Below are 13,108 nucleotides of genomic sequence, written 5' to 3'. Positions count from 1 at the left end.
TCATCAAGGAAAAGTAAGAGCCTACCCGGCTTGAGGGTATTTAATCAACAGGAACGCCGAACAAAATTACAGCTTGAGCTGTCTCCAGCGAGCGAGCTAGGGCTGCTGGGATTCCCACCCTGCAATTAATACCAGCACCACCTACAAGAGGGTTTCACCCCTTTTTTGTCGCGTTTAGCCCTGCATATTACCCTTTAGACTTGGTAAATTAGCTAAGACAAAAGCGTAATTTCCGACCAATTCAAATTCAAAAAGCATGAAAAAAATACAGTTCAAGAGGGATATGAAGGCATCTGCTCAGAAGGTTTACAGCACCATGCTCGGTTTAGACAATATTGAAACATACAATCAGTGGACATCCGAATTTAATCCCACCTCAACTTATGAAGGGAGCTGGGAAAAGGGGTCAAAAATCTACTTTATCGGAACGGATGAAAATGGTAAAAAGGGCGGGATGATCGCTGAAATTGCCGACAACATTCCATCCCAATTTATTTCCATTCGCCACTACGGAATTTTAGACGGTGAAAAAGAAATTACCGAAGGTGCTGACGTAGAAAAATGGGCCGGCGGACTGGAAAATTATTCCTTCCATGAGTCTGACGGTACCACAACCGTCACCGTAGAAGTGGATGTAACCGAGGACTACCTGGATGATTTTAGCGCTATGTGGCCGAAGGCATTGAATAAGCTCAAGGAACTAGCGGAAAAATAGAACACAGGCAAGCGAGGTACCGCTGGCGGGTTAGCCATTTTCACCCAAAGGAGGAATGGCCCGACAGAATTCCGGGCAATTCCAGCCCAACATCAAGGAGGAACAGGTGATGATTCCCTCAAGATTCCGGTATTGTTTCGTGCCTCACAAACCGGAATGACCTTTCTTTCCCTGTTCCGTCATTCCGGTTTTGGACGGAGCACAGCGATGGACAAATACCGGAATCTTTAGAAATAGTGATTTGATTTATCAATAAGGAACTTCTTATCTTTCAAGTATGCTACAAAAGATTGAAACCGGCGCTATCAATCTAAATATGACAACGTTATTCCTGATGAACAACTGGACAAGGAATTACCAGAGCATGATAGTTGAGCGCCTGGATAACAGCTGGTGATTCCTGTAGTTTACCCACCCACTAGGAGGGTGAAGTTATCCACTAGGATGACACAGAAATAACCGCACTCCCGAGCCGGATGTGATTCCCTCAAGATTCCGGTATTGTTTCGTGCCTCACAAACCAGTACGATGCCCTTTTATTCGTGTCATCACTCCGGTTTTTGAACGTATTTATCTCCCGTCAGATTCAGTTTGATTCCATGCTCCAGGTAGGCCTTCATGCCATCCAGTAATGAGGTGAAGCCTCCGGTGCTGTCCTTCAGCGCGGCAATGAGTGCATCGCCGGTTTCATGAAAGCCAAAGTGCCGGATGACCACATAGGTCTGCTCGGGGGTGTAGGCCTCCAGCTCAAAGACCACCGTGGTGGAGGGATCGCCCCACTCCATGGCGATGCGCCGGTTTTGGATGATCTCTCCCACGCGCACCTCTGCAGAGGCGTTGTACATTTCCCACTCCCAGGTCACCGTCTTCCCCGTTTCCAGTCGGCCACTGGATTTGGTAAACCAGAAGTTTGTGGTGATTCGAGGATCGATGATCGCTTCAAAGACAACCTTGGCAGGTTTTCGGATGAGCATTTGACATGTTACTGTGTGTGCATTGTTTTCAGTGGTCATAGTGTTCCTGATCATTAAGTAAGGAGTGTTCAAATTTCGTAAAATTTCCATGAATGAATTTGATCAATCCATAGGATGACGCATTTTTCCGTATCGCCACTCGGTGCAGTAGCCATCATTTAGCACTTTCGTTTCTGCTGTGCTGAAGGATCGGGGGTGCAGTTAGTGAGTGTATGGGATTGTTCTCAGGAATCCCTGAGCGATATTGTCCACTACGTGATAGTAGGCACTCCATTGGTTATACACCTCGATTGCCCATTTTTTGATCATTTCTTTGCATTCGGTTTCACTGTTTGCATTTTTAAGTACATCAGTTGTGGTGATATTTCCCCTTTCCCGCACTTTGGGAGGTACCAGGTATTCGTCCTGTTTGCCAACCTTATAGGAATTCAGATAAGCACTAAGTTTTGGAGATAATTCATAAGCCCACTTCATCTCATATTTTAAAACCAAATGCAGTCTTGTGAGGTGGAAGTGATTATTCCATCTTCCGTGAATTTCAGAATGTTGTAGGGTATGGGCATCAACAATCAGGAACTTATAGCGATGATTTTCAACGTTGGAAAAGTCAATTTCATGAAACCCGAGATTAAAAATCTCCAGGCATTCGTGAACTCCTCTTTTCGTATTCGCTCCACAGAATTGACAATCTCCCTTATACAAAAGGGTAACTCCATTCTTTGTCGCCAGGTCGAAATAATCTTGCATGGTGTATTCCTTATTGCTGATCAGATGGTTGACTCTTTGAACCCTTCGATGGGTTGCAAAATAATTGGTTTTGCGCATTATTTTCAAGTAACTGAGCAGTGTGCGGATCCGCAAAACTGGTGAATAGAGCTTACTTTCCGGGTGTCAGTTCATTGCCGGTATTAGCAACATCTCTGAACAACATCATGTCCATAACCCTGGCAGATGCACCATCGTAAAACCCGCTTTCTCCTTCGAATGATTTTGGGTTACTGAATGTTCCGAAAATGAGATCGTAAATGGGCAGGTCCGAATAATTCTGCATATGCACGCCTCGTTTATGGTGGATAGCATGTTGTTCGGGCCGCTGAATCAAATAGCCTAACCATTGTGGGGTCCGGATATTGGCGTGTTGAAAGATGCTCAGGAAATTCAGTACCAGGATAATCACCGTGATCGCTTGAGGGGAAACACCCATTAGCAGTGCGAAAACAATACTTCCCAAAAAAGTAAACCCTATCATATCCAGTGGACTGAAATAAAAGGTGCTTGGAATGTCCAGACGCTCGGAGCTATGATGCATTTGGTGAAACCCTTTCCATAACAGATTGGACTCATGCATAGATCTGTGCCAGCCATACAACAGGAACTGATAAGTAAATAGGCCAATCAGCACCTGGGTGTGCAACGGTAGCCCTGAAAGATCAATGAGCTGGTATTGAGCCAAAAAACCATCTGTTACTATGGGTAGGTAAGAGCTTAAAAAGAAGAAAACAGCAAAGGCAAATAAGCCTCTGGCTGTGGCATACTTAACAGTGGGTAAATTTTTATTCCTGGGAAATAGCTTTTCCCAGGCATACAGTGCAAAAAACATGGCCAGGACGGTCAATGAGACAGGATCGAGTAGTAATTGTAATGGAGTTGGAAAGTTCATGGCTTTATTATTTAAACAAACTAGTTGGTACAAACTTATGGAAATCTTTTATTTAAACAAACTAGTTGGTATAATTAAATTTATCTTTGTGAAATGAGACGTGACGGAAAAGCAACAAGAGATAGGATACTGGCAGAATCCAAGGCCCTGATTTATGAAAATGGATTTGCAGGTACATCTATAGATTTAATCCTTCAGAAAACGGGTATTACCAAAGGAGCTTTCTTTTATCATTTCAAGACAAAAGCTGAGTTGGCGCTTGTCCTAATGAATGAGTTTGCTTCGGCGGATCTTGAGGAGCTGGCCAATGTTATGAGCGCTACGGAAGCTTATGAAGATCAACCTAAACGGAGGTTGTTAGAGTTTATTCAATGCTTCATCGATATGTTTTCTGATCTGAAAGAGCCGCCCAATTGTTTGTATGCGTCTGTAAGCAACGAGCAAAACCAATATGATGAGGAAATCAAGGAAGTGGTTAAAGAAACCATGATCAAATGGCGAATAGCTTTTGAAGACATGATAGATAAAGTATTGGAGTGCTGTACACCGAAAGTAGAGGTTGATAAAGTGGTGCTGGCTGATCACTTTAATGTTGTGGTGGAGGGGGCGTACATTGTTTCCAAAGCGATCAATGACCCATCGCTGACCGCTAAGCATCTGATGCTTTACAAGAATTATTTGGATATGGTTTTTGATGAGGGGAATTGAGACCTTACAGACACCTTTGGGGTTCATAAGACTGTTGAGGTAAAAGCTTTGACGATGCGCTTACCGACAGCTTCGCTCGGACTCAACTCAGTTGTATGGCCGACTGATACCATCCATTACCACCAGGGAGCACCCCTGTATTCATTGGTTCTGGATCCGTATTCTCTGTTTTTGATGACCAGATGATGGGAACCCAGCTCCTTGCTGCGGTATCCAAACAGATGAAAGATCTGCCTGGCAATGAATCGTGCGATACGCAGGTCTACAATCATGGCTTCCCGTTCTCCGGAAGACCAGCGCACTCCTGGGAGCAAAGTGAATATTCGGTCGACCTGGGTCCGTCGAAGAACGGCGGATAGCCAGAGGAAAAAAACGGGAATCTTTCGGATGAGAAAGTAGCCGTCATTGCCCTGAGACTGGTAGAGTGGCATGAACAGCATGGCCGATTCAGCTGAGGTGATGGATCGGCCGTTTCTAGACGCCAGTTGGGTTCCTTTTTTGATCTTTTGAAAATTGGAGAATCCTGGCCTCATCACAAACTTCTCATCGGGCTGGATTTCATAGCGATCGTAGATTTCGTAAAATGAACGTTTCCCGGCACTGTTGCCGTGTAGCTGCATCAGGTATTCATCAAAAGGAATGCGGCTTTTATCCACCACACCTGCAAACACCAGAGACAGGTAGATGAACATCTTGTGGTTCTCCAGTGCCGACGGATCTTCATGCTGCCCTCCTTCGAACCCAAAGGAGACATACCCCAGTTCATTGATATAGCTCAGCAGGGCGCCTTCCACGTATTCTTCTATCCCTAAAATTAACGGGACCGGATACTGCCTGGTAAACCGTCTGTTTAGCAGACTGTCGTTGACGGTAATGAAAGGTACCGAATCAGCAGAGGTAGTATGCAGATCGAAAAAATAGAAAGGGCCCGTCTCCTCATTGAGGAGGCTCTGGAGCAACTCATAGATTTCCTGCTGCTGTTGTTGGTCTTCCTGCAATATTGCGGGTGTCTTCGTGAGGTCTTCTATTTGTTCCCTGGTCCAGAGCCGGTTCAGGTCTTTGGTGTGAAAACGCTCAGATCGCTGCAAGGCCCAGAGGTTGCCGGCAATGCCGATGATACTGCCACTGGCTACCATCTTGTGCTGGCTCAGTTCATCGAGTACCTGCCTGAAGGCAAAAACACCCGATGGTTCATTGCCATGTATGCCCGCAAAGAAAATCAAACATGGACCAGGCTCCGATCCGTCTATCCTTCCGATGATGCGCTCTAAAGCTATCTCCTCATTTGCGACCATGTGATCCGTTTCAGCCATTTTTTAATTCTGTTAAATCGGTGTTGGTGATAATGCCTATCAGGTGTCCTTCCTGAACCACCGGCAGGCATCCGATGGATTTTTCTTTCATCATCAGCTCAGCCTCATCTATAGGGGTCACATGGCTGACGGTGATGACGTCCTTGATCATGATATCGGAGGCTGAAACCACATGGCCATTGATATGCACGGATTCCCAGTGCTTTTTGAGGTGACTCCAGGTAATCAGCCCTACCAGCCGCTCCTTTTTGTCCACTACCGGGAGGTGGTGGATGTTGTTCCACTTCATATATTGCAGCGTTAGCAAGGCTGAATCTTTGCTGTCAGCTGTAACCAGCGTGGTGCTCATAATGTGTCTGACGCTTGAGACCCGTGACCCAAATGAGTCCAGGTCCGTGATGTGTGGCCATTCATTCACAGATTTGTATTTCTGTTCGCTCAGATACAGACCTTCCGTCAGGGCGATCAGGGCATCGTCGGTCTTTAACCTTTTGCGGAGGTAGCGGTAGTTTTTGCTGATCCACTCAGCCCCGGTTTGCGTAGCAATGCGAGCTTCTATGATGCCCAGATATCTGTTGATATCCACCGGATCTATGTTCATCCGCTCTAGCCCCATCCTGGCGATGGGAATCAGATGCTCCAGAACCAGCAATGGCAGTGGTATTTTCTTTCCCATCCAGTTCATGATGGTTTCAGAGCCGTTTCTGGCGGCTTTGAGGAAATTGCTTTTGACGTCTGCAAAGTCCATTTTCTCCTGCATGGCGTCATACTCAGGTGGTCGACCCTTCATGAGACCGGCCCAAAAAGCAAAATTGGCGATTTCATCTGCCACGGTTGGTCCGGCGGGAATGTACCGGTTTTCTATCCGAACATGGGGTTTCCCGTTTCCCACGCCATAGCATGGGCGATTCCATCTGTATATAGTCCCATTGTGCAAGTTGAGAGCGTCCAGTCTGGGGATCCTCCCGGCTTTCAATTCTTCCAGGGAGTTTCTTTCTATCTTCTTGGTCAGCAGTATCCGGTATTTAGAGATTTCTTTCTTGTAGAAATCCGCAATGCTTCCGCTTACCCAGTTGCTCCCAAACGCTACGCGGGGTTGCTGTTTATTCTGGTATCGAGAGATTTTGCGGGTGTCTATGCTTTGCTGGAAGAGTGCTATCCGGGTTTCACTCCAGAGCTCATTGCCCAGCAATAGGGGCGAATTGGTACACACTCCCAGTACAGGTCCGGCGATTGTCTGGGCCCAGTTGTAGTCCGCTTCAAAATGGTGCGGGTTGATTTGAAGGTGCATTTGAAAGCTTGTGTTGCATGCCTCAAACATCATGGAATTGTGGGCAATGGAGAGCTCATCCACTCCGGTGAAGTGCATCCTGAAATCACTGCCTAATACTCCGGTGAGCAGCTCATTGAGTGCATAATAGCGCGGAGAAGGCGTCATATACTCGAGGGCCAGTTCGTGCCTGGAAATGGTGGGTAAGATACCTGTGAGTACGATCCTGCTATGGTGCTTGCGGGCAGCCCTTCTTGCCTTTGAAATGAAGGCTGCGAGTTGTTGCTCCTGTTGCCTGAAGGCATCACCCGAAAACTCTTCGGGATCCAGATTGATCTCCAGATTGTAAAGGGCCAGCTCAGAGGTGAAATGAGGATCATTGATGGATTCAATGATCTCTACAGCATTTTTGGCCGGACGCCAATGTTCGTTGACCAGACACAGCTCCTGCTCAGCACCGATACGAATTATATCGTCTTCGATCATTCGATGATCCAGCATGTATTGCAGGCTCTTGAGGTCGTCAAGTAAATGACTGATAAAGCTCAATCTGGCTTTGTCGCTTGCCGCTACATCTATGAGGTGATCTCCCATTTTTGGTATATTAGGTCACTGGTGAATTTGTACCCCGTGACTACTCGTTAGTTTACACTGACAATCCTACCAAAACTGATCAAATGAATGATTGCCAATACTCAGCTACCAGCATGAAGTTTGTCAGGAACTTACTGGCTATCTGGTCTCTGAGTGGTGTATATTGAGACGTTGGCGATGATAGTTGTGTGGATTATGTTGGTATTGATTTAAATTGAGTAGATGGAGAAATGTTACATCCTGTGTTCTATCAGATTTTTTTAAAAGCCAATTATGAAAGCTAATCTCAGACAATACAGAGTTTATGTTTATTTATCATTTATCCCGCTCTTAATGACCAACTGTCGAGATACTACCCAAACAAGCACGTCTTCTTATTGTAATGTTTCTGATTCTTCATGGTGTTTAGATAACTCGGTGTTTTTCTGTTGTAGAGAATTCAGGTATTCTACGAAAATATGGGACAAGGATTATTTGCTGCTGTCTGAGGCTGAGGTGTTAGTGATGGCTACAGGTGGGGTATTTAATGGTAATCAGGAAGAGCTTAAGATAATTTTTGAAGACGATCCCGATGAGCAGGTCAAGTATGAGACCTACAAAATTAATAAGTCTCTGGAGAGGGAGTGGTTGGAGAGCTATGAGGAAGGATTCTGGGAGACTGAGAAATCAATTTGGATACATCCTGTTAGGGTTAATCAGTATGATTTTACCCAAATCGCTCCATACCCTGATATTGTTTATGATTTGCTAAAACCTGGATCAGAGTGGCCGGGATCAATAAATATTCATTCAGGATGGGGAGACTGGAGTGATTCACACCTGGATCACAGGTACTACGTACGTGGCATTGAAGGCGTACATGTTCCAATGGGTAAAATTGATAGTTGCTGGGTAATTGAATCTATTGCAACAGGCACTATTGGTACATCCACCTTGACCTATTGGTTCAAGAAGGAGTACGGTTACGTCAAAATGATCTACAATAATTATGAGGGTCAAATTTTACTATTTGAATTAGTTGATATAATTAACCATCGTTAAAAACCCTCTGATGGTTCAACAGCCTCACCATGACATTTTCAATGGGACAGGCGCTCGGCATTGTTGTGATCAGCACCTGGCTTTTTTTTATCCACCTACATTCTCACGCTGATTCCGAATTGCAAGCTAAGGCCGGCATTGTCATGCTGAGCTCCGTCGAACCGTAAGACAATGCCTTCCAAATCGACTCATCTTTCTGAAAACCTCTCCTGGATGAGATTCCCGCCTGCGCGGGAATGACGGTTTTCATTGGTAATATCAGGGGGAAATTTCCCCACTTCCAATTGTTCTGAGTAAAAGAAATACCCATTTTATATATTGAAAATATACCAATCAAACGTACTATTTTATACCTATTTGTGAATTTTGAAGCATAAAATAGATGTCAAATTGCGATCAACACAATATCGCAATTATGGTCCTTGACAAAAGAATTTACTCGCTCATCATTTTTTGCCTTGCACTCACCCAATGTAGTCCGGTGCAGGAAACTTCCCTTTTTCAAGCCAACCTGGACATTCCGGCACTCAAAAGTTTTACCCAATCAGTGACTCAAACCTATCCGCTGCCAGGTATGGCCGTGGTGGTGGTCACACGCGATACGGCCTATTACCTCACCACCGGATATAGCGACGTGATCCGAAAGAGGCCATTCACAGATTCCACAGTATTTTTTGCGGGTGGCTTCTCGGAGCTGCTGGTGGCGAGTACCGCACTTCGCTTGCAGGAGACCAACAGACTCAGCTTGCAGGATCCGGTGGTTAAGGAGCTGCCTTACTTTCAGATGCAGGGAGACTACCAGCGCATTACCTTGCACCACCTCCTCACGCATACATCGGGAGTTCCTCATTTCAACCCGGCCTGGGACATGCCAGCCTACGATGAAGGTGCGCTGGAGGCCACCACGCGCAGTATTATTTTTCAGGATGTCCTGTTTGCACCTGGCAGCCAATGCAAAAGGTCTCCCTATAACTATGATATCCTGGCCGACCTGATGGCCAAGTCTGAGAAAAAGTCTTTCGAAGAGGTAATACATACCGAAATGTTGGAACCACTGGGCATGACCCATTCCACGTTTTTTCCGGATACTACTTCAGTTACGATGGCCAGACCACACGAGGTGCTCAACTGGCTGAGCTATGACCTGAGAGCATCGGAGATTTATCCTTATACCCGGGAAAATGCAGGAAGCTTTGGACTGCACACTACCGTGGGTGACATGGCCAAATGGATGCAGATGGCCCTCCGTACGCCCGGTGCCCCACAGGGGCTCTCATCAGCTTCCATTGATCAGTTACTGACCACTCATTACAAAACCGCCGAGCATCTCTACAAGGGCTACGGGTGGGAAATCGTAGATGCAGAAGGCGCCCGGATATACAACAACAGTTGGCATGCCGGTGGCTTCAGCGGAGACATGATCCTCATTCCGTCCAAAGAGATTGGAGTAATGGTTCTTTCCAATACTTCGGATGATTTCAATCCCGGCGTGATCAGCGGGCACCTCATCGATCACCTCCAGGGTGGATCGCTGAGTGCGGTAAAGTATCCCATTCACCTGGCGATGAGCCGCAAACTCACCGAAGGGCGTTGTCTGGAGGAAGTACTGGCCTGGCACGATAGCCTGGTGGTAGCTGGCAGTGAGGACTTCTTGATGGGGCCGTCTCTTCTGGGGCAGCTGGGGGTCAACCTGATGCACAGACTGTCCCGAATGGAAGATGCCACTGTGGTATTCCTGCACTGTGTTCAGCTTTATCCGGATGCACCTGAGGCGCACCTGAACCTCGCGGAGGCCCTCCTTGCTTCGGGTCTCATTGAGGAGGCCAAAACACACTTTGATGAGGCCATGGCACTGAGACCGGCAATGAACTCTCCTTACGTGGGTTTCCTGAGGGAACAGCTCGCCGTAGCTCAGGAGAATCAGGCATCATCCTAAACGAAATTTTCCAACCTTGATTCCTCAACAGGATCACCTTAATTATTTCTTAACCAATTAATTACTATGACCATGATCAACAATCAACACCAATTGAAGTCCCTCGGACTGTGTGCCATTCTGGGCTTTGGCCTGCTCTTTACGGGCTGCCAGGAGGACATCACCGAGCCTTCGGCCATCATCGATGCAGATGCCGCCACAGAGGCCCGCGCCATTTACTCAAGCCGTGAGGTTTACTTTACCCGCTCAAACGGGCAGGTTTCATCCTCTACTGCAGGTTCCGATTTCGGGAATGTTTCCGGCTGGGACGCAGGGGCTACTTACATTTCGTCCAATACCCTCCGGATCACCCTGGCAGCGAATGTCGTGGGCACCTCCGGGGGTATGGAGTCCAGAATAGACGTTTCAGACGGTACGGAGTACTGGCTGGAGTATAAAGTGAGGTTTCACAGCCAGTTTGACTGGAGCCGTGGTGGCAAAGTGGGCTGGGGCTTTCAGGTAGGTGATGGAGTGACGGGCTGCAGGGCCAGTGACGCCCAGGCCGGAAACGGAGGTAGTATGCGTGCCATGTGGTATTCGCCAAACTCCAGCGACAGCCGTGTGTATTTCCAGCCCTATCTGTATCATCAGGGCATGACGAGTAACTGCGGTGAGTCCTTTGGTGCTACTTACCCGAGCTCCGGTGCATTGTCCAAAGGTACCTGGTACACCATTGGTTTTTACATGAAGTCCAATACAGGCAGCTCCTACAACGGCACTGCTGAAATGAAGGTGAACGGCAGCACTGTTTTGAGAAGGGATAACATCAAATGGGCTTCGTCTGACTCCAAGCGAAAAGTAAAGGGACTTTATTACTCGGTGTTCAGAGGAGGAAGTCAGAGCTACTGGGGATCTGGGAGCACAGGTTACATCTATTTTGATGACTTGAAATGGTCAAGAATGAGTAGCTAAAACCGGGAGGACTGTCTCAGGCGAGCAGGAAGATTTATGAGCTTGTCAGCCCCCTGCGCACTCTGGGACAGTCTTTTACTTTATGAAAGAGAAAGTGATCATATTTTTAATCGGGTCATTGGCAGGTCTGGCTACATCCGGACAGGGTCAATTGACCACCGGACTGAGCTACACCCGACAAAACCTCTCATGGTCCATCGCGGGCGACCTCAATGGCACAGCACCGAATATTTTTTCTGAACTCATATGGCAGGAGGTGACCGGGGTAGGGGCTATGATGTCCTATCAGCAGCCTATCACCAGTAGAATAGCTGCATTCATGAAATACCGGCACCATGTACTTGTGCAAGGGAGCGTCACGGATAGTGACTATGAAGGGGATGACCGCACGGGACGAGTATTTTATGCCAAGGAAGATGCCGGAAAAGGTTATGCCCTTGCCAGTCAGGGTGGTTTATTGGTTCAGGCGATCAAAAACAAAAGCATAACCCTTGCCCTTGGCGGTGGCTACGCATTCATGAGTCAGCGCTTTTTTCTCCTCAATGAAAAGATGGACCTGCGGAGCTCCTACACCAACCAGTGGTATGGTCCTATGCTGAGCGGTGGGTTGCAATTACTTCCCGGTAGGGTGCTAAGTTTCACCCTGAAAACCAACTATCACCAGGTGCGGTACCATGCCACAGGCAACTGGAACCTGATCGAATCCTTTCAGCATCCGGTTAGCTTCAGGCACAAGGCTAAAGGTTTCGGGCTGGAAAATCAATTGGTGATGTCCTATAAAACCTCAGAGGTGCTGACCATCGGGCTGCGGTCATCTTATGGCTATTGGACCACGGGCATGGGGATCGATACCGTTTACAAAAAAGACCAGTCCACACCCAGGACCCGCCTCAACGACGTGACCAGCGAGGTATGGGGGATAGAGGTTGGACTGGTATGGAAACTTACGCATTAGCCATCCACTCCATCACCTGATTGGTACGTGCACCGCTTTCGCCTGTGCTCACACAGGTGCCATTACCCAACAGGTCGTCCACCACCTGCTGGATGAGTGGCTGCTGTATGTGTTGGGGCAGGTCAAACGAAAAGACTTTTTCATCAAGGCCATCCCTTCTTAGGGTTACCTCGGCTTTACCAAAAGACGCATAAGAAATCTCCCCACTGGAACCCACAATGGTGGTGATGTCTTTGTCACTCACTCCTCCCGAAGCGAAACACCAGCTGCCGGTACCCAGCACTCCTTTGGTAAACTCGAAGCTGGCGGTTACAATATCTTCTGCTTTATACTGTCCACCCTGATTGGCTGAATACCCACTTGCTTTTCGGATGGGTCCAAACAGGAAGTCCAGAAAGTCCAGCTGATGGCTGGCCAGGTCATAGAAGTATCCGCCCCCGGAAACCTCCGGGTTTACCCGCCAGTGATTGGTTTGGTGGGTGATAATGTCCGGCACCAATGGTTTACACATCCGCACTTCCACAAAGCGAACGTCTCCAATGGCTCCGCTTTCTATCAGTGCTTTGATTTTGAGAAAATGGGGGAGGGCACGTCGGTAGTAGGCTACATAGAGGGGCACACCCGCTTTTTGACAAACAGCGACCATTTCCTGACACTCCGCATGGGTACGGGCCATAGGTTTCTCCACATACACTGGCTTGCCGGCGTTGGCTGCCTTGATGGTGTATTCCAGGTGGGCGTCCGGAGGAGTCGCTATGTAGATGGCATTCACTTTGGGATCATTGATCAGAGCATCTGCATCACTGTACCATTTTTCTATTTGGTGACGCCTGGCATAGTCCTGCGCTTTGTCGGCATTTCTTCGCATGACGGCCTCTATCCGCGAGTGGGTGATCAGGTTCATAGCCGGAGCACTTTTGACTTCACACACATCGCCTACTCCTACGATGCCCCAATTCACCTGATTTTCCTTAATCTTCTTATTCATTTG

General features: G+C 47.4%; 12 protein-coding genes. 6 read left to right on the top strand and 6 right to left on the bottom strand.

Annotated features, from left to right (window positions below; all coding sequences use genetic code 11):
• Positions 1-256 precede the first annotated feature (256 nt).
• Entirely contained in the window at positions 257-715 is a 459-nt protein-coding gene (locus RIH33_RS00350) for an SRPBCC domain-containing protein (protein WP_406651654.1), read from the top strand.
• 548 nt (positions 716-1,263) lie between these two features.
• Here the strand turns inward: RIH33_RS00350 and RIH33_RS00345 are convergent.
• The 3 genes from RIH33_RS00345 to RIH33_RS00335 form a co-directional block, all read right to left on the bottom strand.
• On the bottom strand, positions 1,264-1,743 hold the full coding sequence (locus RIH33_RS00345; RefSeq protein WP_406651653.1) for an SRPBCC family protein: 480 nt from the start codon (positions 1,741-1,743) through the stop codon (positions 1,264-1,266).
• A 147-nt stretch (positions 1,744-1,890) separates the two neighbouring features.
• On the bottom strand, positions 1,891-2,436 hold the full coding sequence (locus RIH33_RS00340) for a DUF5946 family protein (RefSeq protein ID WP_406651652.1): 546 nt from the start codon (positions 2,434-2,436) through the stop codon (positions 1,891-1,893).
• A 130-nt stretch (positions 2,437-2,566) separates the two neighbouring features.
• Complete coding sequence (locus RIH33_RS00335) at positions 2,567-3,349, bottom strand: sterol desaturase family protein (protein WP_406651651.1); 783 nt, start codon at positions 3,347-3,349, stop codon at positions 2,567-2,569.
• Between the two features lie 93 nt (positions 3,350-3,442).
• On the opposite strand from RIH33_RS00335, the gene RIH33_RS00330 reads away from it, so the two are divergent.
• Positions 3,443-4,057: a TetR/AcrR family transcriptional regulator gene (locus RIH33_RS00330; protein WP_406651650.1), complete on the top strand. Its 615-nt coding sequence runs from the start codon at positions 3,443-3,445 to the stop codon at positions 4,055-4,057.
• A gap of 116 nt (positions 4,058-4,173) precedes the next feature.
• Here RIH33_RS00330 and RIH33_RS00325 read toward each other — a convergent pair whose 3' ends face one another.
• Positions 4,174-5,370 (bottom strand): succinylglutamate desuccinylase/aspartoacylase family protein, encoded by a 1,197-nt coding sequence (locus tag RIH33_RS00325; protein WP_406651649.1) that lies wholly within the window; start codon positions 5,368-5,370, stop codon positions 4,174-4,176.
• Complete coding sequence (locus RIH33_RS00320; protein WP_406651648.1) at positions 5,363-7,234, bottom strand: CBS domain-containing protein; 1,872 nt, start codon at positions 7,232-7,234, stop codon at positions 5,363-5,365. Before RIH33_RS00320 ends, RIH33_RS00325 begins: the two co-directional genes overlap by 8 nt.
• A 273-nt stretch (positions 7,235-7,507) precedes the next feature.
• On the opposite strand from RIH33_RS00320, the gene RIH33_RS00315 reads away from it, so the two are divergent.
• From RIH33_RS00315 to RIH33_RS00300, 4 genes are all read left to right on the top strand, one after another.
• A complete protein-coding gene (locus RIH33_RS00315) occupies positions 7,508-8,275 on the top strand; it encodes a hypothetical protein (RefSeq protein WP_406651647.1) in 768 nt (255 codons plus the stop codon).
• A 415-nt stretch (positions 8,276-8,690) separates the two neighbouring features.
• A complete protein-coding gene (locus RIH33_RS00310) occupies positions 8,691-10,211 on the top strand; it encodes a serine hydrolase (RefSeq protein ID WP_406651646.1) in 1,521 nt (506 codons plus the stop codon).
• 72 nt (positions 10,212-10,283) lie between these two features.
• Complete coding sequence (locus RIH33_RS00305) at positions 10,284-11,162, top strand: polysaccharide lyase (RefSeq protein WP_406651645.1); 879 nt, start codon at positions 10,284-10,286, stop codon at positions 11,160-11,162.
• Positions 11,163-11,244: 82 nt separating this feature from the next.
• Complete coding sequence (locus RIH33_RS00300) at positions 11,245-12,117, top strand: hypothetical protein (protein WP_406651644.1); 873 nt, start codon at positions 11,245-11,247, stop codon at positions 12,115-12,117.
• Here RIH33_RS00300 and RIH33_RS00295 read toward each other — a convergent pair.
• A complete protein-coding gene (locus RIH33_RS00295; RefSeq protein WP_406651643.1) occupies positions 12,107-13,105 on the bottom strand; it encodes a Gfo/Idh/MocA family protein in 999 nt (332 codons plus the stop codon). The genes RIH33_RS00300 and RIH33_RS00295 overlap by 11 nt on opposite strands.
• Positions 13,106-13,108: the final 3 nt, after the last annotated feature.

Origin of the sequence: Marinoscillum sp. (assembly GCF_040222955.1) — a bacterium.
Taxonomy (GTDB): Bacteria; Bacteroidota; Bacteroidia; order Cytophagales; family Cyclobacteriaceae; genus Marinoscillum.
This window is presented reverse-complemented; position numbering and strand designations above follow the sequence as displayed.